Here is a 23,250-nt window from a genome sequence, read left to right as displayed (position 1 = left end):
ACACCGCCGCTGCGTGCGCGACTACGAGACCAGACCCGACCACCACGAAACGATGATCCACATCGCCATGATCGCCGTTATGTCACGCCGCCTCGCACGCCGATAACCGAGTTCTCAGACGCGGTCTGAGAGTGGCGGACGTGCACTATTCGAACTTGCGATATTCGCTTGGCCTGACTCTGGCTGTGCGGCAGGTATTTTCAGCGACACACTGGTGAGATCGGCCCTTCGGCGCGCATGGGGCCGATGCGACGACGATGGGCATGTCGATGCATTGCGTCCCGGCACCTCGGCGGTAGACGTCCTGCCGGACCACGGGCAGTCAGATCCGACATTCCGCCTATCGCGGCATCGGCTTCAGCTGTACGGCCGGTCGGGGACGGATTTACTCGGAACGCGTTGACATGAGCAAATGGGGCCGTCACCCTTATTGAGGCAGCGTGTTGCTCGCGCTGGCTGAGCAGTTCATCGATGTGCCGTGAGACGCCCCCCGGCCGGGGGGGCGACGAATCGCAACGGAGGTTTCGATGTCTGGTAGTAGCACGAGCCGTGACAACACCGGCAAGCCGAAGGCCAAGGTCGCGAAGGCCCAGCCGATGAAGCAGCAGCAGCAGCACGCAGTTCAGAGTGACGTGAAGAAGGGCACGTTACCTCCCGTACCCGAGATCACGCCGGCGACAACCAGAGTGCGCCTCACCGACCAGTACCGGCTGTACAACGACACGGGCACGGATGTCACTGTGGTTGCGGTACGGGGCGGTTATGCCGAGCCGATCCGGGTCATCACCATCGGGCTGGGAAGCTACAGCGACGTCTACCAAAACTGCGACCTCGGCGACTTTCTCATCGTCAGACGCTCAAATGCTGGCTGGATAACGGCCTATGAAGGTCAAGACAGCGGCACCTACGTCGCGGACTGGTGCGGGTACCCGGGCCCCGGGGAGTTGACCAATATCAGCGAATTGAAGTAACCTGGACGACATAGGCGACGGATCCAGCATTTGCCATATGCTATTAACGCCATTTGAGTGGCGGATGCGCAATATTCGAAGCTGCAATAATCATCGGCGACGAAGGTGTCACTGCAACGCATTCACTTTCGCGTACCCGGCCCCCTCGGAGGTCAGGCTCGCCGAGCTGCGCCAGCCCGCAGCTCGGCCCGCAGGCTGGGGAAGAACTCCAGCCGCTGATGTGCCCAAGAGGACATCTCGGGGGTGCAAGGAGCCTAAAAATAGGCCTATGACGGGCTACTCCACCGACGACGACCGCATCGCCAGTAGCGCTACTCGCGATGCGGTCGGGCTTTCGCCCAAGGCGCGACAGTCTGTGTCACATGCAGCGCAGGTGGATAGAGTCTTCAATGATCCTGCGGTTCGATCGCAGGTGGACAGTTCGCCCAGGGTCGCAGAGGCGAAGCGTTTATTTGCTCAGAGCTCGGCTGGATTATTAGCCGAATTGGTGAATGCGGGTTTTGACGTCCAGTCGGTTGATGACCTTTCCCGAAGGCGAATAGATTACCGTGCGGCGGTGCCAGTTCTGATCGATTGGCTACCGAGGGTGGACTATATGCCCCTATTCAGCTATGTCGTTTCGCTGCTGTCGGTAAACTTCGCAAAAAAGACTGCCGTGCCGGCTTTTCTTAAGTATTTTCGTGAGCCGGAGTGGCCTGGCGATGAGTCACCAGAAGGCGAGTGGCCCGTGCGGGATAAGATTCGGTATGCGGTGGGTGAAGGGCTTCGTAAATTGGCTGGACCGCCAATTGCTGAGGATCTTATCCTGAATCCACCGATGAAAACTGGTGGGTAACGTGATGTGAAATAGCGAAAGTGGCCTTCTGAGCTGGAACGATTGGAGTTCTCACGCCACAATCAGAACCGGATCGGGAAGACACTTTCAGTGCGATTATTCCACACGTTCGCCGAGGATTCGGCACGCTTCGATGAAGACAACCTGGTGTCGGTGGCCGGGCTGGTGCCGGTGATGACACTGGCCGAGCAGACCGGCCTGAGCAGCATGTTGGCCGAGAAAGTCGCGATCGTCTCGCCACGGATCAAGTCCGGATCGGCGAATCCGGCACCGAAGCCGGCCACGCTGATCGCCCGAATGTGCGCCGGCGCGGACAGCATCGACGATATCGACCTGCTACGCAGCAGGGGCTGCACCGAACTGTTCGGCGGGGTATATGCGCCCTCGACGGTGGGAACATTGTTGCGGGAGTTCACCTTCGGGCATGCACGACAGTTGGAATCGGTACTGGGCGAACACTTGGTCGCATTGTCGAACCGCGTGGATCTGCTGCCCGGTACCCACGTGCGGTGCTTCGTCGACATCGACTCGCTGCCGCGGCCGGTCTACGGCCACCAGAAAGAAGGTGCCTCCTACGGACACACCAAGATCGCGGGCAAACAGGTTCTCCGCAAAGGACTTTCACCCCTGGCCACCACGATCAGCACCGACCTCGCCGCGCCGGTCATCGCAGGGCTGCGGCTACGCGCGGGGAAAACCGGCTCCGGCAAAGGCGCCGCGTCGATGGTCACCCGGGCGATCAACACCGCCCGCACCGCCGGGGCGAGCGGCACGATCGTGGTGCGCGGGGACTCCGCCTTCGGCAACCGCAAAGTCGTGCGGGCGGCTCTTCGTGCGGACGCGCAGTTCTCGGTGGTCTTGACCCGCAACACCACGATCGAACGAGCTATCGACGCGATCGGCGAGCGCGACTGGACCCCGGTGAAATATCCCGGCGCGGTCCGCGACCCCGACACCGGGGAATGGATCTCTGACGCCGAGGTCGCCGAAATCGCCTACACCGCTTTCGCTTCCACCACAGACAAGACCACCGCCCGCCTGATCGTGCGCCGTGTGAAAGACGCCCGCTACCCGGACGCGTTGTTCCCGATCTGGCGGTACCACCCGTTCTTCACCAACTCCACCGAACCAGTCGCCGACGCCGATATCACCCACCGCAAACACGCCGTCATCGAAACCGTGTTCGCTGACTTGATCGAGGGCCCCCTCGCCCACATTCCCTCGGGCCGCTTCGGCGCCAACTCCGCCTGGGTCCTGTGCGCCGCGATCGCCCACAACTTGTTGCGCGCTACCGGTGTCCTGGCCGGCGGAAACCACGGCCGCGCCCGCGCGGCCACACTGCGCCGCAAGATCGTCAACATCCCCGCCCGGCTCGCCCGCCCCCAGCGCCGCCCGATCTGCACCTACCCAACCATTGGCCCTGGACCGAATCATGGCTCATGTTGTGGCACAACACGATCGGCTACCCACCCCCACAACCGGCCACCCTCTGACCAACCCTGCCCGAACGGCCCGAACCGAGATCCACATGGAAATGCTGGACAGACCAGCGGCTACCCCCCACCCACCCAAAACACGTTGGTCCGCGCGCCTTCGGCGCACGGACCAACACGAAACCCGGGTCGGTGGATTCAGGCTTAGTGGTCGGCGACTGACGCGACTAGCCAGTCCATTGAGCCGAGACAGTATCAGCGACCAACGTCCCTCGCCGACCGTATTTCCTTGTCTACCAACAATTCAGACGCATGGACTCGACTCACGCCGAGTTCCGCCAACCGATGTATGCCCTCCGCGCAGGATTCGTCGTGACAGTTAAAACAGCAGTCGGTCCCCGAGGCGAGTGTCACTCACTTCGGGGACCGTTGCATCGTCTTACGCGGCGGTGCGCTCCGCTGATTGCCTCAACCGGGGCAGTCGGCCCGCGATGACCCGCGCCGCGGACTCGCTGGCCTTGCGGTCGTGGTGGCGGTAGATCCGGTCGGTAGTGCTGGTCGACTCGTTCCCGGCGTCACGCGAGACGACGAACAGTGGCACACCTTCCTGCAACTTCCAAGATATTCCGTTGTGTCGCAGCACATATGGGGTCAGCCGTTTCTCGACCAGCCGGCCAACCGCATCGTCGAACCGGTCCAGCAACTCCTCCGGATCCGGACCGGTCCACCGAGATCGAGTGAACGGGGTGAAATCCAGATCGTAGAGACCGCGTAGCCGCTTCAACGCAGGCAGCCATGCCTTTTCGTGGAAGTAGGAGACCCGGATCGATGTGTTGAGCTCGGTGTGGAACAACAACTCATCACGGGGCCGCCACTTCAAATCCAGTCGCTCCAGTGTCTCCAATGGCACGTTCCGTCACGGAAGTCGTTCTGCGGAACACTGTTTCGGCACTCATACGCACCACTCACCGGGAAGCGCAACGAGAACAGCTGTGGAATCGCCCGGCGGCGGAACCGGAGTCGGTACCCGCGGCATGGTTTGCGCAGGTCCGTCGGTAGGCGCGCCGCTCCACTCGGCGCAGAGTACCAGCCGATGACTCACTATGCAGGACAACAGTTTTGGGGCTACAGATCGGTTGCGCGGCCTCCATAGACCGGTTAATGTCCGAAACGTGATAGGTCACCGACCGCACCCCAGGGCACTGGGGCGGCCGGGGTCGGCGGTGGGGGCGTCTGGAGCGTTCCCGCACCTAGGCCGGTGTGCCTGACCTGTCCCATCTTTGCCGCCCCAATGGTGTTGCGCAGCACTGTTTCTGTGGAATACGTCCGTGGGAAGATATGGAGGGTCTCTGTGCCATTCGCGGGTACCATCGAAGACTTCATGACCGACCCGTACTCGATTTATCGAGGTATGAATTCGGAGGCGCCACTAACGCCTGTCGGCCCCTCGGATTACATCGTCACCGACCCGGGCCTGATCCTCGAAATCTTCGAGAATCACACGAAATTCGCCAGCGTGCACAATCTGGAAGGCCACTTCCCGATCTGCGATGAGGCGCGGACCCTACTGGACGACACGCTGTTCTATCGGGGTGCGCTGTTCAATGAAGCGCCACCGGCACATTCGGCGTTCCGCAAGACCTTCATCCGGCCGTTCACCCCTGCCGCGGTGGACAAGCTGGCTCCGAAGATCCGCGATCTGGCCGTTGAATTTTCCGGAGATCTTCAGGGGCGCAACGGTTTCGATGTCATGCGGGAGCTGGCTTTCCCGCTCCCCATCAAGATCATCTCCGATATGATCGGCATTCCGGAGGACGACCGGGCGCAGGTCAAACAGTGGAACGATCTGTGGCTCGCCCTCCAGGTGGCCCCGCTGCCGCCGGACGTGCAGGTGCAGGCGGCCGGAGCCGTGCGAGTCTACGAGGACTACGTGCGGAATCTGATCGCCGAGATCCGCGCGGAGCGCCGTCCGAACCTCATTCTGGAGATGGCCGACGCCATCGACACCCCAAGCACGGTACACCAGGTGGAGGACATCATTGTCGCCATCCGAGTCATGATCGCCGCCGGGCACGAGACCACCTCCGGACTCATCGGCAATGCGGTATCGCGGCTCATCGGGACCGGACGCTGGGCACAGCTCGCCGAAAACCCCTCCGCCATACCGGACTTCGTCGAAGAGACGCTGGCCTCCGATCCGTCGGTGCAGAGCGCGCCGCGCTCGGTCGAGGAGGACACCAATATTCGCGGCATCACCGTCCCCGCCGGTGCGCGATTGCACCTGGCCATCGGCGCGTTCGGCGCGATAGCGGACGAGAACGGCACTGCCGCGGATCCGGATGCCAAGGGCCACAGGCACATCGGCTTCGGCCACGGCATCCACCGCTGCGTCGGCTCGCATCTCGGTCGCACCGAGGCGCGTATCGCACTCGAGGCCCTATTGGCGGCGGTCCCGGCCGCGCCGCGTTTAGACGAGGCCGCGCCACCGCAGCGCCTCCCGGGCGGTTTCGTCTTCCGCAGTTTCAGTTCGCTACCCATCTGTTGGTGAGGGAGTCCCTGTCATGGCCGTTAAACCCCCGTTGGTGCCGAATGCCAAGCCACTCATCGGACACGCGCTGGATATCTGGCAGGACCCGCTGAAGTTCTTCAGCGCCGCGGCCCGCACCGCGCCCCTGTCCCGCATCAAGATCGGCTGGAAAGATGCCTGCCTGATCTCCAATCACGAACTGCTGTACCAGATTCTGGTCACCGACGCGAAGAAGTACGACAAGGGAATCCAGTACGAACGGGCGCGCGCCATGCTCGGAGACGGCGTGCTGTTGGCAGAGGGCGATCTACACTTCCGGCAGCGCCGACTGATGCAGCCCATGTTCAATAAGCCGTCGGTCAACGACTACATCGACGCCATGCACACCTACAGCACCGCCATGGTGGAATCCTGGCGGGACAAAGAGGTGGTGGAGCTCTATCCAGAGTTCTACCGGCTGGCCACCCGGGTAGTCATCGACACCCTGTTCTCCACCATCATGTCCGACGCCGATGTGGAGTTGGTGCGCGCCAAGATGCCCGTCGTCATCGCGGGTATCGAAAAGCGGGGCGCGCTGCCGCCACGCCTGTTCGACACCATCCCGACCCCGGAGAATCGCGCCTTCTACTCGGCCATCGCCGATCTACGCGGGCTGGGCGATCGCCTCGTGGACGACCGCCTGAGCATGAACCGCGACGGCGATGCCCGCACCGACCTGATGGACGTGCTCACCGATACCGAGGACGAGATCACCCGCCGCGATAACGACCGGGCCCAGATCCTCAATGAATTCCTGACCTTCCTCACCGCAGGCTCGGAGACCACGCCGAGCGCCATCGCCTGGTCCTGCTATCTGCTGGCCAAACATCCGGAAATCCAGGAACAGGTGCGCGCCGAGGTCGGCGAATTCGATCTGAACGCCGATAACACCGTGCAGGCCATCCAACAGCTGTCGCTATTGCACGCCGTGGTCAAGGAGGCGCTGCGCCTCTACCCGCCGGTGTGGGCGCTGGGGCGGCGCTCCCTGGAGGAGATCAGCCTCGGTGGCTACGACTTGCCGTCCGGCACCCAGGTCTTCTATTCGGTCTACGCCATTCAACGCGATTCGACCGTGTACGAGGATCCGGACGAGTTCAAGCCGCGCCGCTGGATCGATACCCCCAAGAAGTACCCGCGCAGCGCCTTCCTGCCATTCGGGGCGGGTGTGCGCAATTGCATCGGCGAGCATTTCGCGTGGATCGAAATCTCCATCGCCATCGTGAATATCCTGCAGCGCTACGAACTGTCGCTGCAGCCGGGCCAGCAGGTCCCGCCCGCGGCAATGGGCGCGCTGGTACCCGGCGCTCTGCCGGTGCGCCTGAGAAGTGTGGTGCCACGATGAGCAGCCCACCCACGGCCTCCCTGCTGGTGGATCGGGTCCGCGCGAATGTCGCGGCGTTGCTCACCGATTTCGCCACCGTGGCGGCCGATTCGAAGTCCAGCGGTGTCACCGGGGTGCCCGTATTCACGCAGCGATTGCAAGACTACGTCATGCGGTTCGGCAGTATGCGGCGCACCCGGGTGGCGGCACACGCGCTAGAAGGATTCCGGCGCACCGACGAAACGAATCTGGCGGCGCTCGGTCACGCCTGCGCCGCGCTCGAGCTGTTCCACGCCGCCGCGCTCATCCACGACGACATCATCGACGAAAGCCTCACGCGTAGAAACTATCCCGCGTTCCACGTCGGGTGGAGCGGCGGCGTCGAGGAGGTGCCGCCCATATCGTCGGCCCGCCTCGGCGTGGCCGCCGGGCTGCTCGGCGGCGACGCGCTGTTGGTGTTGTGCGCCCGTGCCATCGATCGCATCGATACTCCGGCGCGGGCTCAGGTGGCCGGGTTCTTCCAGGAGGCGCAATTACGCACCGTGGTCGGCGAATTCCAGGATCTGGTCCTCGAACAGCGCCGCGTGCGGACCGACCGCACCGCCATCACCGAGATGTCGGTGAACAAGACGGCCTGGTACACCGTGATCGCGCCGATGATCCTGGCGGCGCGGTGCGCGGACGCCGACGAACGGTGCATACCGCTACTGGTCGACGCGGGCGCGGCCTACGGCGAGGCGTTCCAGCTGCTCGATGATCTCAACGAAGTGCTGATGGAACCCGCGCTCACCGGCAAGAACCCCCTCGATGACATGAACGCGGGCAAGGCCACGCTGCTGCACCACATCGTGTCCGCGAACGCCTCCTCATCGGAACGGGTTGTGCTGGAACAGGTTTATGGTCGTGGCGACTGCACCGAACGCGACTTGGACCAGTACCGGCGGATCGTCGACGTGCACAGCGCGCATATCGCCACCGATCTGCGCGCGCTCATGGATCGGGCCCGATCGCTCTTGCACGACAGCGGTTTCCGCGAACACACCATCGGCCGTATCGAGAGCGAGCTGAATCCGCACTACCAGTTCCCTGTCCCTCTGGACGAGAGCGCTTGACATCATGGCAGTGAATTTCACCCACATCCTGGCGGGCACTTATGTGCTGCTGCCGAGTTTCGAACATTGTGTTCCCGCACTGGAAAGGCCCGACGCCGAACAGGTGGTGGCCGACAGCCACGAGTGGTGCCGGCAGGGCCTCGCCGATCTGCTGCCGCCCGCCGAGCTGGCCACACTGCTGGCGGAGCGCGCCTCGCTCTGGACCATCCTGGTCCTCCCCAACGCACCCTATGAATTCCTGGTCGCCGCGGCGCGATACACGGAGTACCTGTCCATCCTGGACAACGCTCTGGTGGACAAGGATCGGCTGGGTAGCGATGCGGCGTACGCGGCGGAGATGAAGGCGGTCATCGACGTGCTGTTCGATGGGGAAACCGTCGACAAGCCCGCCAATGAAGAGCTGACCATCTGGTTCAAACCGCTGCGCGACTGCCTGACCACGCTGCGCGCTTACCTGACGCCCGCGGTGTGGGACAGCTTCCATCGTGAAGTGGAGCGGTTCTTCATCGGCTGCGTAGAGGAGGTGTTCTACCGCAACTCGGACACCGTGTACGACTTCGATGCCTATTTGCGTATGCGCCGCAACAGCGTCGGCATGGGTATGTACTTCGCCCTCGGCGAGGCGCTGGCACCGCCGTTCGCGACCGAGGCGGTGGACGGAACCGAATTCCGGGAACGGCTGCTGGGCCACGCGCTCGATCACATCGCGCTCGCGAACGACCTGTTCTCGTTCCGCGCCGAGGCCGATGCGAACGACACCGTGAATGCGGTAGCCACCCTCATCCTCAGCGAAAATCGCACGGTCCAGGACGCTTTCGACCGGGTGGGGCTCGAGGTACAGCGTAATGAGAACGCCTTCCGGCGAACTCTGCACGAGACCGCCGCGGTACTCGGCCCCGACCACGCGGTGAGTGCCTACGGCGGACTGCTCTGGCACATGATGTGCGGCAACGTCGACTGGTCCTACCGCACAACGCGATACAACGGAGAAAGGCATCAGTGGGATGGCCGGTACCGTCAGATCGTCCAGCTCCAGCACGGGAGCACCCTCTTCACCGACAAGTCCTACCGCGACCTCGTTACCGACGGATTGGCGTGAGCGCACGGCCGGATACAGCACCCGGGTACATTCCGGCTTCGGACTGATCCGGCAGCTACTGCCCCTCGCCCGCGATCCGCTCGCCTGGGTGGCCGAACTCAATACCTCGGCCGATATTCACGTATTCACCGCCCTGGGCAAGGATTTCGTCTTCGTCACCGATCCGCTGCTCATCAACGACATGCTGGTGGACCGGCGCGGCGACTTCGAGAAGGGGGTATTCTACGACCGGGTTCGACGGCTGGCGGGCAATGGCGTGGTACTCGCCAATGGCGATGAACACCGCAGGCAGCGTGACTATCTGGACAGATTCTTCAAACGCGAACACGTGGTCGGCCTGTCCGAGCTCATGATCGGTGTGGTGCGCGACGAATTGGCGCGCTGGGACAGCACTCTCGATATCGACGCCGCGCTGCATCGGATGACGTTCAAGATCCTGGCGGCCACCATGTTCGGCGCGGATATCGACCACGCGGGATTCGACCGCATTCACGAGTGGCTCGGTACAGTCCTCGAGGCCATTATGTTTCGCACCGTGATGCCCAATTGGTATCTGCGTATCCCGACGGCGCGGAATCGCCTGCACGACAATGCCATGGACCAGTTGCGCGCGGCGATTACGGCGGCCATGGATTCACCGGGTGCCGCCGATCCGGATCGCCTCGATCTCATCTCGGTCATGCGCACGGTGCGCGGCGCGGACGGGAAACCGTTGACCGCCGACGAAATGGCCGATCAGATCGTGGCCGTCACCATGGCCGGAGCCGAGACCGCCGCCACGGCGCTGTCCTGGCTCACCGTCGAACTAGCCGGTAACCCGACCATGCAGGAGGGGCTGCGCGCGGAATTGGCTGGGGTCCGCGATCGCGGCATCGAGTACGGGCCGGATCTGACAGAGACACCGTTACTCAAACAGGTGCTCTCCGAACTGCTTCGGTGCCGCCAGCCGATTCTGGTCATATCCCGGCGCACGAATCGCGATACCACGCTGCGCGGAGTCACGTTGCCTGGTGGCACCGAGGTCATGTACAGCCCGTGGGCGATGCACCGGGACCGAACCCATTTCCCCGCCGGTGCGGCCTTCGAGCCGGAGACCTTCGGCGCGAACGGATGTCCCGTCACCAAGGGGTCCTACACGCCTTTCGGGCTCGGTCCCCGGCATTGCGTGGGCGAACAGTACGCGTGGCAGATGATGTGGATTGTCGTGGCGGAAGTGCTGGCGGAAGTGCGCATCGAATCTGCTGCGGCACAACATCCGAAGGGACGCCCGCTGGCCACCATTATTCCTGGGACGGTGGACGCCACGGTGCGGCGACTGCCCACGACGGTGGGTGAGACATCGTGACGCGACTCCTGGAGCCGAGCGAGGTGTTCCACGCATTCCTCGACTGGCAGACCGGTTTCGAGGTGGAGGTGCCAGTAACGGTGACGCCAGAGGCGGCGGCCAGCGGATTGGCGCGGCTGTACGCCGACATTCCACGACTCGGCTGCCGAATCACCCGCACACCAGAGGGCTTCGCGTTCGAGGCGGTGCCCGCGCCAGCCCTCGGAACCTCCGATCAGGGCGCACAGGTGGACGCCCCGCTCTCGGCTTTCGCCATCGACATCTCACAACCGGGCACGACCCGTGTCACGGGCCGCCTGCACCACGCCCTGTGCGATGTGACAGGCATTCTCTCGATCGTCGATCACTTACTCGGGCTGATCGAAATCGAGCCTGATGCGGAGTCGATACCCGATGCGGCAGCGCTGGATTGGCCTATCGCGGCAGAGCGGATGCTCGGCGGACCGCAATCCGCCGACGCGATTCGGCAGACTCGACAGTTCTACAGTGGAGGCCCCAGCGTGCCACTGCTGCCCGCGCAGCCGGTGAACCTGCACCTGGAACCCGCTCTGGTGCAGGCGATCGACAAGGCTTGCGCTACCGCCACCGCCTCACTGACAGCGGTAATCGCCACGGCCGCCGCACCTTTCGTCGGCAGCGGCACCGACGATGTGGTGGTGGGCGCACCGGTGGACTGCCGTGTCTTCATCGATCCCGCACGGATACAGGAGATTCCACCCCGCGCCATCGGCAATTGCAGCCACGGCGTCCTGGTTCCGATACCGCGTTCGGCGCGCACCCCCGCCGAGATCCTGGCCACGGCCCAGGACCGCGACGCCGAACTCATGGATCAGTTGGACGAGGAGACCCCCGCGGCCCCGTTCCGCGATGGTCGCCGCTATCTGCCGGAACACAATGTGCCCGCCCAGCTCGTCGTATCCAACGCGCGCGGCGCGGCGCGGCGGTTCGCACGTCTGACCGACGCCACGAAAGTCCTTGTCCTGCCGGAGTCTTCGATTCCCGCACTGCCGATGATCGCGGTGAACGAGAGCCCCGCGTCCGGGGCGGTCGATATCACCCTCATCGCGGACCCGGCCGACTACACACCCACCGATGTACGCCGTCTCGTCGACGCGCTGGCGCACACACTCACCGAGATCGGGGAGCGGCAATGACCGAACTATCCACCAGCCCTGTCGAATCCACGGATTCCCTGCCGACCATTCCGCGTGGCCGCACCGGAGTCTTCGAGCTGCCGACCGGGCTCATGGGCATGGCTGATGCCGGACCCATTCACCGCCTGCGCTACGCCGGAGGTCATATCGGCTGGATCGTCACCGATTTCGAGCTGTGCCGCAAGGTGCTGACCATGCCGGAATTCAGCTCCCGACCTGACCTGCGGCACTCGGCCATTCACGAGGCCATCGGCGACGGTCAGCCGCCGGAGGAGCGGCCCGGCATGTTCGTCGGCATGGACCCGCCCGATCACACCCACTACCGCCGCATTGTGGCGGCGGCGCTGCGCCTGGGTGAGATGCGGAAACTACAGGCCAGCATTACCGATCGCGCCAATGCGCTGTTCGATGCCTGTACCGGGGAGACCATCGATCTGGTCGGGGGCGTCGCGTCTCCGCTGCCCGCTCTCGTCATTACCGAGCTCCTGGGCGTCGAGGAGGCGGTCAGCCACATCCTGACCACCTGTCTGGAGAGCATGCTGTCGCTGGAATCCACGGCCGACGAGGTACGGCAGATGTTCGGCACCATCTTCGACGAACTGGGTGAGGTGGTATCGCGGCGCCAGCAGGACCACGCGCCCGGCTTCATCACCAATATGATCGAGGACGGGCAGCTCAGCCACGCCGAGATGACCAGCGTCGCCTTCCAGCTGTATACCGCAGGTCATGAGACCACCACCAATATGATCGCGCTGAGCTGGCTGCACCTGCTGGAGAATCCGGAGGCGGCCAGGGGTATTCGCGGCGACGACGACGACGCTATCGCGAACGCTATGGAGGAGTACCTGCGCTTCTTCTCCATCATCCAGTACGGCATCTCCCGCGCCGCCCTGCGAGAGGTGGAGTTGGGTGGTGTGGTTATCCAACCGGGCGAGACGATTACGGTCTCTCTGCCCGCCGCCAACTTCGACGGCGGCCGCTTCCCCGATCCGCACATCCTCGATATCGCCCGCCGCGACCGCGGCCATCTCGCCTTCGGCTTCGGCGTCCACCAGTGTGTGGCGCAGCAGTTGGCGCGCGTGGAATTGACTGTGGCACTGCGGGTTTTCCTGGAACGCTACGACGGCTTCGCCCTCGACTCGTACGAGATGAAGGCCGACACCATCGTGCACGGCCTGACCCGGCTGTCGGTGCGGCGATCGGGCTAGCCGTGATCCACGCCGACCGGTCCCGCTGCTGCGGCGCGGGCATGTGCGTGCTCATCGACGCGACGGTCTTCCACCAGGACGAGGACGGGCTCGTGGTCATCGACGACGCGGCCGCACGCGCCGCTGATCCGGCCCTGCTGCGCCACGCTGTCAGCTGCTGCCCGGGCCAGGCCCTATTCGAGGATGCTGCCGCACCCGCGAAATCTTCTGCGACTCAACGAGAGTGACTGCCCATGGATCGACGGATCGCCATCGTCGGCATCGGTGCGCGACTGCCCGGCGGGCGCGGACCCGCCGGAGTCTGGCGCATGCTCCAGCGCCGCGACACCGCAATCGGGACCGCGCCGGAGAGCCGCGCACCGTTCCTGACCGACCACGACATCACCGACTCCGGCTTCGAGACGGTATGCCGCACCGGGGGATTCATCGACGGCTGGGACGAATTCGACTATTCGGCCTTCGGTATTTCGGCTCGCGAGGCCGAGGTGATGGACCCACAGCAGCGCATCGTGCTGGAGACAGCGTTCGAGGCCATCGGTGACGCCGGCTTCACTCTCGACTATCTACAACGCCGTTCCACCGGCGTGGTGAGCGGATACATCACCCGCGACTACTGGCACAGCGCCCGCCACGACGCGGGCCTGGACGCCATGAGCAATGTCGGCAATACCGGCAGCGGTTTGTCCGGACGGCTGTCGCACGTCTTCGGACTGACCGGCCCGGCGCTCACCATCGACACCGCGTGCTCGTCCGGGCTGGCGGCGGTGGCCGTCGCCATCGACAACCTGCTCGTGGGCAACTGTTCGATTGCTGTGGCGACCGCCACCAATCTGGTGCTCGACCCGTACGAGACGCTCTCGTTCCACCGCTCGGGCATGCTGGCCGACGATTCGCGCTGCAAATTCGGCACCACCCATGCGGACGGATTCGTACGCAGTGACGGTTTCGCCGCCGTCGTGCTTCGACCGCTGGAGGACGCACTGGCCGAGGGCGATCGCATCTACGCGGTGATCGAAGCCGTCGCCACCGGCAATGACGGCGGCCGTAGCGGTTCACTGCCCACCCCGTCGGTCGAGGGCCAGATCGACGTCATTCGCCGCGCCCTTTCCTTGGCCGGGCGCGCACCCTCCGAAGTCTCCTACGTCGAAGCGCACGGCACCGGCACCACGGTCGGCGATCAGGTCGAACTCGACGGTCTCACAGCGGTTTTCGGCGATCGGGAGCGACCGTTGCCGATCGGATCGGTGAAGACACGGATCGGACACTGCGAGGCCGCCTCCGGTATGGCGGGACTCGTAGTGGCGGCGTTGAGCCTGCATTACGCGACGGTGCCGCCCATGCTCGCGCACGGCGAGCTGCGCGATGAGCTGTCCTCGGCCGAGCGCGGACTGTTCGCTCAGGTCGGCGGGAGTCTGCCGCTGCCGGAGGACGCGGTAATCGGCGTCAGCTCGTTCGGCATCACCGGAACCAATGCGCATGCTGTGCTCGTCGCGCCGCCACGGCCGAAAGATACCGCACTCCAATCGCTTCCGTCGCTGCCGCGCCTCACCTCGGCAGGGGTTGCGCTGCCCGCCGTGCATGATGCCGACGATTCCGAACGCATCGATACGGCACTCGCCTACCGCGTCAACCACACCACTGAACAGCGGCAGGCGGACGCCGATGCCGAGCGCGCGCTGACCACGCTGGGGACCGGTCTCGTCGCCGGGCTGTGGCGCGAAACTCCCAAGGTGGTCTTCGCCTTCGGCGGTTTCGGCGCGCACTGGCTCGATCCGGCCACGACCGGCGACCCGCTCCTGCGCGAATATCTGCATACCGCCTACACCGCGGTGCGCACCCATATGGCCGAGCACGAACGGTCGGTCATGGACGGTGGCCCCGATATCCCGGCCGCGCTACAGCCGTACGCCACCTGGGCGTCGCAGCTCGCCATCGCGTTCACGCTGCGGGAGTACGGGGTGACGCCGGATGCCGTGCTGGGCCACAGTTTCGGCGATATCGCCGCCGCCTGTGTCGCGGGCGCGCTCGACCTGGACGCGGCCGCACGGCTGCTGGCGGCCCGTACCGAGGCCGTGCGCACGCATTCGGGGAACACCCGGATGATCGTGATCACCGGCGAAGACGTGGCGCGCGACCGCGACTGGATTCCGCCGACGGCGGATGTGGCGGTGGTGAACAGTCCCAGTTGTGTGGTGCTGGCCTGCCCCGGCGACGCCATCGAGGCCATCGCGGAATCGGCTCTCGCCCACGGGCATGAGGCGCGCGCCCTCGAGGTCGTCTTCGGTTCGCACAGCAGATTCGTGGAGGCGGCGCTGCCGGAGTTCGCCACGGCCACGGCGCTCGACGAGGGATGTGCCGCCGATGTGCCGTTCTACTCCTCGAGCTCCACGGCCGCCGCCACGCCACAATCCTTCGTGGCACGGCAACATTGGCTCGACAATCTGCGTGCCCCGGTCGAATTACCGCCGGTTGCCGCGTGTTTGGCCGAGGACGGGTATGAGGTCATTGTCGATATCGGGCCACGCGCGGTGCTGGCCGGGCATCTGCGCGCTCAATTCACCGGCACCGTGCTGGCCACCGACGCGCTCGACGGCGGCGACTTCCTGCGCACCACCCTCGGGGCGCTCTTCACCGCGAATGTGCCGCTGCGACCAAAACACCTGCCGCAGTGGACATCCGAACTGGCCACTGCGCTTGCGTGGAAGCATGCGCCGCGCCGCGTCCCGTCGCTGCGGCCCGCCGCACGCGCAACGACCGCACCCGCTCCGCTCGTGAGCCGAGCCGCCGAGTCGGTGACCTACCGGCTCAGCGGCCCACAGTTGCAAGTGGTGGCCGGACATCAGGTCCGTGCCGAGACGGTCGCACCGGGGACGCTGACGCTCAGCTATATCGTGCGCACCCTGCACCGAGCCGACCTTCCGCTGCGCATCGACTCGGTGCGGTTCGTGGAGGCGATCGTCCTCGACGACGAGACCGAGCAGCTCGCACTCACGGTGTCGCGCACCGGAAATCAGGTGGAGGTCCACTTCACCACCGATCCCGCGGCCGCTCCCGTGCTGTGCTGTACGGCGACCGTCGCACCTGTCGACGCCATCACCGCGACCCCGACCATTGATTTGCCGTTCAATCTTTCGCCCCTGCCGGTCGCCGAGTTCTACCGCGCATTCGATGCGGCGGGAAACCTGTGGAACGGGCCATTCCGTTCCATTGCCGAGCTCTGGGCCTCGACCTCGCACGCCTGTGTCGTCTCCGAGTTGGACTCCATCACAGCCGGTCTCGACGATTCGACACCGATCGGAGGCGAGATCGATCCCGCGCTGTTCGATGCGGCGCTGCACGGGCTGGCGGCGGTGCACTACGGACTAACCGACGGCGGGGAAGCTCATAGCCCCTTCTATTTCGAGGGGGTGGACCGCATGACCTTCTACCAGCCCCGACTGCGCGGATACGCCCGTTCGATCATCGCACCGAGCGGCACCGGGTCGGGGTTCGACATCGCCATCCTCGATGCCGATGACCGGCTGGCCATCCGATGCGAGGGCGTGCGAATTCGACCGTTGGAGAGCCGATCTCCAATTCCAGCACTGCACCGTGTCTGGGCACCGCTGACCAGTGCGTTCGAGCGGGGCGAGCAGCGCGTGGTCGATCTGTTCGACCTGCTCGGTGGCGAAGTGCCCGGTGCCGCTGTGGCTTCCGCCGCCGACGCGGGGCACGAACTGCTCATCGACGCCCGGACGCCCTCCGACGACCCGACCGCGACGCTGACCGATTATCTGGCCGGGCTGGGGCAGGCGCTGACCGGGCTGGCTCGTACGGCCGCAGAGGCCAACGTGCCGCTGGGTCTCGTCGTGGACGATATCGAGCACCCGCCCGCCGACGAATTCACCGGAGCTGTCACCGGATTCCTCTTGGCACTGGCCGGGGCACTCCCCTACGAGTTCCCGACACTCGGCGTCGCCGTCATCTCCACTGCGGCGGGCCGCCCGCTCGGTGAGCTGCCGTCGATTCGCGAACTCTCCGAGCGCGGTGAGCATCGGGTACGACGGGATGGGGTCGGCAATCTCTGGGCGGCACGGCTTTCCGAGCAGCCGCCACGGTCGCGACCGCACTACTCCCACCCCACCGACCGCAACCTCGACGACTGGTCCGCCCAAGTGCGACTGCATTCGAATCGAGCCTGCGATATCGAAGTCGTCTGGTCCGATCCGAATCACGGGCCGCGCGGTATCGGTATTCGGCCCATGCCACAGCGGTATGGGCAGGCACGACGGCTCCCGGATGTGCTGTGGGCAGCGGACCGGGCGATGCTCACCCCGCCCGAGCACGCACCGACGGGTGCTTGGCCACGGGCACTCGGGTATCGGACCGACCCAACCGATGCCGAGACAGCGCTGCTGGGCCACACGGATTCCGGAGAACGTCGGACCGGCCGGACGCAAGCGGCTGCCGAGCCCCGCAGGGCGGCGCTGATCGTGGGCGGAAACGGCGGCCTCGGCTCCGCGCTGGCCGCCGATCTGGCCGCCCGCGCGTTCGACGAGATCATTCTTGTCGGCACCCGTGAAAGTACCGGCGCTGAAGGGTCTTTCGACTATCTGCGCTGCGACATCGGCGAAGAATCGGCGGTGGAGCTGCTCGAAGAGCGGCTGAGCCGGGTCGATGCCGATGAGTTGTTCCTCTTCCACCTCGCCGGTCGGCTGTCGACCGGTCCGCTCACCGAACTCGGTCGCTCCGACTGGGTTCGGGTGCTGACTCCGAAGGTCGACGGCACCCGGCATCTGGTCGAGATCGCCCGTCGCACCAACGCGCATATGCTCGTGGCCTATTCGTCCGCGTCGGCGGTGCTCCCGTCACCACAGTTCGCCCACTACGGTGCCGCCAATGCCGCCATGGAGGGGATTCTCGCGGCTGCCGACGGTGTTCGGGTCCGGGGTGTTCGGTGGGGCTTCTGGGCCGGGGCGGGTATGTTGCGCGACCTCGATCCCACCCGTACGTTCACCCCCGCCGGGGTCGGGGAAATCGGTGCGGCCGAGGGGCATACGTTCCTGTGGAACGTCCTGTCCACGCCGAACACCGACCTCCCCGTCTGCTACCCCGCCGACTGGGCGGAGTTCGGCGGGCGGTATCAGGTATTGCGTCGCGACGCGCTGCTACATGAGCTACGTCCGAGTTCCGGCGGCGAAACCCGTTCGGCCCCGGTCGAATCGGTGACGGCCACACCGGTCGAGCAGATCGATCCGATGGAGTCGCTGATCATGACAACCCTCAAGATCACCGATGTCTCGGTGGTGCGCAATGCCAACCGCCTGCGCGCCATCGGCTTGGATTCACTGCTCGCCGTGGAGCTGCGCACCAAGATCAAATCGGCCTTCGGTCGGACCGTGCCCGTTCGGACCCTGCTCGGTCCCATTACCCCCACACAATTACACGCCCTAGTCACCGACGCCGATGCCCCCTCCGAGCGAATGGACAACCGCCATGCCGGATAGCACCGCGCCGAAGCGCACCGTCCTGCTCGCCGAACCGCGCGGCTTCTGCGCGGGAGTCCGGCGGGCGATAGCGATCGCCGACCAGGCGCTGCAGCGGTACGGACCGCCGGTCTATGTGCGCAAGGAAATCGTGCACAACCATCGCGTCGTCGCCGATCTCCGTTCGCGCGGAGCGATTTTCGTGGACTCCGAGGAAGAGGTACCGGAAGGGGCGCTGTGTATCTTCTCCGCCCACGGGGTCGCTCCCGCCGTACGTGACAATGCCGCACGCCGCGGCCTCGACGTCATCGACGCCACCTGTCCATTGGTCGCCAAGGTGCATCAGGAGGCACGCCGTTTCGCCCGCGACGGCCGCACCCTGCTGCTGGTCGGCCACGCCAGTCACGAGGAGGTCGAGGGCACCTTCGGCGAGGCCCCCGACAGCACCGTCATTGTCGAAACCCGCCAGGACGCACAGGAACTCGATATCGACATCGCCGCCCCCACCGCGATTCTGACCCAGACCACCCTGTCGCTGGACGAGACCGAGGAAATCACCGCAGTGCTGCGCGAACGCTTCCCGAATCTGGCGGCCCCGCCCACCAGCGATATCTGCTACGCCAGCGAGAACCGGCAGCAGGCGGTCAAAATCCTCGCCGACCGCGCCGAACTCGTCCTGGTCGTGGGCTCCACCAATTCCAGCAACTCGGTGCGCATGGTGGAGGTGGCGGCCACCAGGGGTGCCCGCGCCCACCTGGTGCCCGATGTCGGTCACTTCCAGGCACATTGGCTCGACGGCATCACCACGGTCGGCGTCAGCGCGGGCGCGAGCGCACCGGAGGAGCTCGTCGACGAACTCCTCGCGGCGCTCACCGAACACGGCTTCGCCAACATCGAAATCCTGCGCGCCGCGGCCGAGAACATCGAATTCGGGCTCCCCGCACGCCTCACCGCACCGGCCGAGGAATCCGTATGAACCGCCTCGACACCGAGATCGCCATTCCCGCTCCGCGCGAACGGGTCTGGTCCGTCCTCACCGATTTCGCCGCCTATCCGCAGTGGAGTCCGACCATTCGGAGTATCGACGGCGACCTCACTGTCGGCGCACGACTCAACGTCCGCATTGTCGGCCCGGGTGGTCGCGCGGTCCCCGCCCACCCCACCGTGGTAGCACTCGAACCCGGCCACCTGCTGCGCTGGGACGCCGTCCTGTTCCACCCACGCCTGCTCAGCGGACTGCACGAATTCCGGCTCGTCGACGATGAATCCGGTGGTACCCGGGTGATCCAATCGGACACCTATACCGGCCTACTGGCCACACCCCTGCGCCGTCTGCTCACCGCCAACGAGCCACTCATGCGCCAACAGAACATGACACTGCGCGAGCGAGTCGCCGCGACGGTTCGTACCGCCGACTAGCGGTGCTCAGTCGACTCGGTGCTGGGTTGCCCCGTTTTCAGCGAAAACGAGGGGTAAACGTCGGGTTGGTTCGAATAGAACAGGTCAGGCCCGGCGATCCGCCGGGCTTGACCTGCATATCTACGTGGAGCTAAGGGGATTCGAGCCCCTGCGCCCTCACCCTAAAACACCCGGTCAGCGGCCGATGGGGCAGCACAGATCTGCTCAAACCCGTAATTCACAGCAGTTCAAGGCATTTCGCGACGGTTCTGGTACTGACGGCGTCAGAACTCAAGGCCGGCGCAGAACGAGTTCGGGGACGAGTTCGGGCGATTTGAATCGACTAAGCCTGAATCCACCGACGCGGTTTTCGTGCTGGTCTACGCGCCGTAGGCGCGCTGACCAGCGGGTTTCGGGTGTGGGGTAGTCGCTGGTCTGTCCAGCTTTTCCACTGTGTTCTCCGGGTCGGAACGGTGGGGCGAGGATGGTCAGGGGGTCTTCGGTCGTAGCGGTGAGTAACCGATCGTGTTGTGCCACAACAGAAGCCAGGATTCGTTCCAGGGCCAGTGGCGGGGTAGGTGCAGGACCGGGCGGCGTTGGGGCCGTGCGAGGCGGGCGGGATATTGATGAGCTTGCGGCGCAAGGGTAGCCGCGCGGGCACGCCCGTGGGCGCCGCCGGCGAGGATTCCGGTGGCGCGCAACAGGTTGTGGGCGATCGCGGCGCACACGATCCACGCCCTCGCGGTGGTCTTGTTTTTGGTGGAAGCGAAAGCGGTGTAAGCAATTTCGGCGACCTCGGCATCGGAGATCCAGGCCCCGGTGTCGGGATCACGGACCGCACCGGGGTATTTCACCGGGGTCCACGCGTCGTCGGCGATGGCGTCGATCGCGCGTGTGACCGCGGGGTTGCGGGTCATGACGAGGGAGAACTTCGCCCCCGCGCGCACGGCGGCGCGCACGACTTTGTGTGTGCCGTAGGCCGAGTCGCCACGCACCAGGATTTCCCCGGTGGCGCCAGCGGCGCGGGCGGTGTTGATCGCGGTGGTGACCATCGACGCGGCGCCCTTGCCGGAACCGGTTTTTCCGGCGCGCAGTCGCATACCCGCGATCACAGGGGCGGCGAGGTCGGTGCTGAGTGTGACGGCCAGAGGCGAAAGTCCTTTGCGCAGCCCCGTTTTGCCCGCGATCTTGGTGTGCCCGTAGGACGCGCCCTGTTTCTGATGCCCGTAGACCGGCCGCAGCAGCGAGTCGATGTCGAGGAAACAGCGTGTCGCCGCGCCGGGCAGCAGATCCGCCCGCGCCGCGAGCACGCACAGGTGCTGCGCCAGCACCGATTCCAGCTGTTTCGCGTGCCCGAAAGTGAACTCGCGCAACAATGTTCCCACCGTCGAGGGCGCGTACACCCCGGCGAACAACTCGCCGCAGCCGCCGCTGCGCAGCAGATCGATGTCCTCGATGCTGTCCGCGCCCGCGCACATCCCGGCCACCAGCGTGGCCAGTTTCGGTGCCAAGTTCGTGGGGCCGGAGGGCTACGAAGTGCGGCGGCCGTTGGGTGAGGCGGTGGCGTTCGAGCGGGTGCGGCCGGTGCGGTCGATTCCGTCGTTCCAGGGGCAGGGCAATAATCCGGGGTTCTATTGGGCGGCGACGATGGGCGAGCATGTCGAGTTCGAGTCGTGGCTCAAGCGCGACGAGGCGATGGCCCTGGATTTCGATGCCGAGGTGATCGCGTTTGCGGCGCAGCCGTTCTGGTTGTTCTGGCCGCACGCGGACCGGATGCGGTCGCACGTCCCGGATTTCTTCGCACGCCGCGCTGACGGTGTCGGTGTCGTAATCGACTGCCGACCCGCGGAGAAGGTGCGGGCACGCGATGAGGAGGCGTTCGCCGCGACCGTCAGGCCGGGCGGTTTGGTCGGGCAGAACCTCGAGGACGTTCCTGCCGAGGCTGCGGCGCGGGCGCGGGAATGGGAACGCCACGTCGTGGAGGTTGAGACCGGGCCGCCGCTGGGCGCGGAGCCGGGCACACATCCGCGGCCCGAATATGACCCGGCGACAACGACGGTCCGGGAACGCGAGGCCGCCAAGGCGGCCGAGCTCTCGGCGGTTGGAGTCGCGACCAGCGCGATCACGGTTCAACGCATGCGCGCTCGTTACCGGTCCGACGGCCTGCGCGGGTTGATCGACGGTCGCCTGCTGCGAGCTTCGTCGGCGACGGGCCGCGCGGATGCGCGGGTGGTCGAGGCGATCCGAGAAGCGTCGAATCCTTGCCCTGCAATGTTCGCCGCCAATAAGGCGGTAGCCAGATGATTGCTATCGACGAAAACTCTTCGGCGCGTCGCGATACGACACGCCGAGGCTGCCATCTCCCACACGGAGCGTGTGGAATGCCCGGGTCCACACGCAGCCCTGGCTATTGCGAGCCACACTGAGACCTCATCCGCCCGACGCCCAACCCGGGAACATCCGGGAATCGGGCTCCACGTTTCAGTGTCAGATTGGGCTCGAAAACCCGGGAGGTCCCAGGAATTCCAGGGAACTCCTGGGACCTCCGATTCCACCAAACCCGTTACACGCCAGATGATTACGGCGCGAATCACCCGGTCACGCAACAGCCCCTGGGAGACTTCATGGATCTCCCAAATTGGCTAGTACTGAACCCTATTCCGATCGGATTCCAGCACGTCACACTACCGTTGACTGATAAATGTTTCAGTCTGGATAGATCGTTTCAGCGCCCGAATGCAGTTTTGGTGTAACTTTCGATGGTTTCAGGTCCTCCAGCACCTCGGAATTGTCCACCACCACATGCACGTATCCCTGCTGGTCGATGTAGTGACGCACCGCAACACCCGCACCGTCCGCATGGCCCAATTGCGCACTGGCACGCGGCTTGTCGCCTGTCTTCCCTGCGACATGGGTAGCTACGGTGTCTCGCAGGTTGCCCCATGTCACCCAATCCAAGGATCAAACTGGCACCGTACTTCCGTGTCCTGTTCCTGTCCGTCCTCGGCACCGGCATACGTCCTGGCGAGGCTCGATTCGGCCCTGGTCTGCGACCGGTTCGAGACGTGTCCGCCGCCTGGATCGCGAAAAGGCTAATCGGCGTGCTTCCCAATCAACGCGATCCCAGCCAACCTTGTCCACCGCCACCTCACGGGCCTGGGCCACAACATTCTGCGCGAGAACGAACGCGTATTGGCCCGAGCGACGCCTTCGATGAAATGTTCCAGTCCTCTGCGCAACCCTCGACCGCAACGGGCGCCTATCGGACAGATCAGCAACCACTTCCCTGAGATGGGTTTCAGGACAGCGCCTTTCGATCACGGCAGTTGCTGGTCTCATCGTC

The 23,250-nt window shown here is 65.1% G+C and carries 16 protein-coding genes and 2 pseudogenes; 15 read left to right on the top strand and 3 right to left on the bottom strand.

The genetic code is table 11. From position 1 onward, the window contains the following. Window positions 1-527 precede the first annotated feature (527 nt). From GFY24_RS14385 to GFY24_RS14375, 3 genes and pseudogenes are all read left to right on the top strand, one after another. Entirely contained in the window at window positions 528-971 is a 444-nt protein-coding gene (locus GFY24_RS14385; RefSeq protein ID WP_153805504.1) for a hypothetical protein, read from the top strand. 268 nt (window positions 972-1,239) lie between these two features. After that, window positions 1,240-1,806 (top strand): hypothetical protein, encoded by a 567-nt coding sequence (locus GFY24_RS14380; RefSeq protein WP_153805503.1) that lies wholly within the window; start codon window positions 1,240-1,242, stop codon window positions 1,804-1,806. Between the two features lie 90 nt (window positions 1,807-1,896). Next, window positions 1,897-3,299: pseudogene (locus tag GFY24_RS14375) on the top strand (IS1380 family transposase). A 379-nt stretch (window positions 3,300-3,678) separates the two neighbouring features. Here the strand turns inward: GFY24_RS14375 and GFY24_RS14370 are convergent. Next, the gene (locus GFY24_RS14370) at window positions 3,679-4,149 is read right to left on the bottom strand and encodes a hypothetical protein (RefSeq protein WP_153805502.1); all 471 of its coding nucleotides are present in this window, start codon (window positions 4,147-4,149) and stop codon (window positions 3,679-3,681) included. 441 nt (window positions 4,150-4,590) lie between these two features. Here GFY24_RS14370 and GFY24_RS14365 point away from each other — a divergent pair, with 441 nt between their 5' ends. From GFY24_RS14365 to GFY24_RS14315, 11 genes are all read left to right on the top strand, one after another. Next, complete coding sequence (locus GFY24_RS14365) at window positions 4,591-5,787, top strand: cytochrome P450 (protein WP_153805501.1); 1,197 nt, start codon at window positions 4,591-4,593, stop codon at window positions 5,785-5,787. Window positions 5,788-5,800: 13 nt separating this feature from the next. Continuing rightward, window positions 5,801-7,147, top strand: coding sequence for a cytochrome P450 (locus GFY24_RS14360; protein WP_153805500.1), 1,347 nt, complete (start codon window positions 5,801-5,803; stop codon window positions 7,145-7,147). After that, window positions 7,144-8,238 (top strand): polyprenyl synthetase family protein, encoded by a 1,095-nt coding sequence (locus GFY24_RS14355; RefSeq protein WP_153805499.1) that lies wholly within the window; start codon window positions 7,144-7,146, stop codon window positions 8,236-8,238. The genes GFY24_RS14360 and GFY24_RS14355 overlap by 4 nt, the downstream gene beginning before the upstream one ends. 4 nt (window positions 8,239-8,242) lie before the next feature. Then, the gene (locus GFY24_RS14350; RefSeq protein ID WP_153805498.1) at window positions 8,243-9,337 is read left to right on the top strand and encodes a terpene synthase family protein; all 1,095 of its coding nucleotides are present in this window, start codon (window positions 8,243-8,245) and stop codon (window positions 9,335-9,337) included. 88 nt (window positions 9,338-9,425) lie between these two features. Beyond that, window positions 9,426-10,682, top strand: a complete 1,257-nt coding sequence (locus tag GFY24_RS14345; protein WP_194852865.1) for a cytochrome P450 — start codon at window positions 9,426-9,428, stop codon at window positions 10,680-10,682. Next, on the top strand, window positions 10,679-11,836 hold the full coding sequence (locus GFY24_RS14340) for a hypothetical protein (RefSeq protein ID WP_153805496.1): 1,158 nt from the start codon (window positions 10,679-10,681) through the stop codon (window positions 11,834-11,836). Before GFY24_RS14345 ends, GFY24_RS14340 begins: the two co-directional genes overlap by 4 nt. Further along, window positions 11,833-13,044, top strand: coding sequence for a cytochrome P450 (locus GFY24_RS14335; RefSeq protein WP_153805495.1), 1,212 nt, complete (start codon window positions 11,833-11,835; stop codon window positions 13,042-13,044). The genes GFY24_RS14340 and GFY24_RS14335 overlap by 4 nt, the downstream gene beginning before the upstream one ends. A gap of 2 nt (window positions 13,045-13,046) precedes the next feature. Beyond that, window positions 13,047-13,271 (top strand): ferredoxin, encoded by a 225-nt coding sequence (locus tag GFY24_RS14330; protein WP_309230839.1) that lies wholly within the window; start codon window positions 13,047-13,049, stop codon window positions 13,269-13,271. Between the two features lie 6 nt (window positions 13,272-13,277). Further along, window positions 13,278-18,530: a type I polyketide synthase gene (locus tag GFY24_RS14325; RefSeq protein WP_153805493.1), complete on the top strand. Its 5,253-nt coding sequence runs from the start codon at window positions 13,278-13,280 to the stop codon at window positions 18,528-18,530. Next, a complete protein-coding gene (gene ispH / locus GFY24_RS14320; RefSeq protein WP_153805492.1) occupies window positions 18,520-19,485 on the top strand; it encodes a 4-hydroxy-3-methylbut-2-enyl diphosphate reductase in 966 nt (321 codons plus the stop codon). The genes GFY24_RS14325 and ispH overlap by 11 nt, the downstream gene beginning before the upstream one ends. Then, a complete protein-coding gene (locus GFY24_RS14315; RefSeq protein ID WP_153805491.1) occupies window positions 19,482-19,928 on the top strand; it encodes an SRPBCC domain-containing protein in 447 nt (148 codons plus the stop codon). Before ispH ends, GFY24_RS14315 begins: the two co-directional genes overlap by 4 nt. Before the next feature lie 467 nt (window positions 19,929-20,395). Here GFY24_RS14315 and GFY24_RS14310 read toward each other — a convergent pair. Further along, a pseudogene (locus tag GFY24_RS14310) lies at window positions 20,396-21,433 on the bottom strand (transposase); the annotation flags it as partial. Between GFY24_RS14310 and GFY24_RS14305 the strand changes: the two are divergent. Beyond that, entirely contained in the window at window positions 21,354-22,211 is an 858-nt protein-coding gene (locus GFY24_RS14305; RefSeq protein ID WP_153805490.1) for a TnsA-like heteromeric transposase endonuclease subunit, read from the top strand. The pseudogene GFY24_RS14310 and the gene GFY24_RS14305 sit on opposite strands and share 80 nt — an antisense overlap. A 402-nt stretch (window positions 22,212-22,613) precedes the next feature. On the opposite strand, the gene GFY24_RS14300 is transcribed toward GFY24_RS14305, so the two are convergent. Beyond that, window positions 22,614-22,856, bottom strand: coding sequence for a hypothetical protein (locus GFY24_RS14300; protein ID WP_153805489.1), 243 nt, complete (start codon window positions 22,854-22,856; stop codon window positions 22,614-22,616). Between the last annotated feature and the right edge of the window lie 394 nt (window positions 22,857-23,250).

Origin of the sequence: Nocardia sp. SYP-A9097 (genome assembly GCF_009649815.1) — a bacterium.
Classification (GTDB): domain Bacteria; phylum Actinomycetota; class Actinomycetes; order Mycobacteriales; family Mycobacteriaceae; genus Nocardia.
Note: the sequence above shows the minus strand (reverse complement) of the source record. Positions and strands in the feature narration are given on the sequence as shown.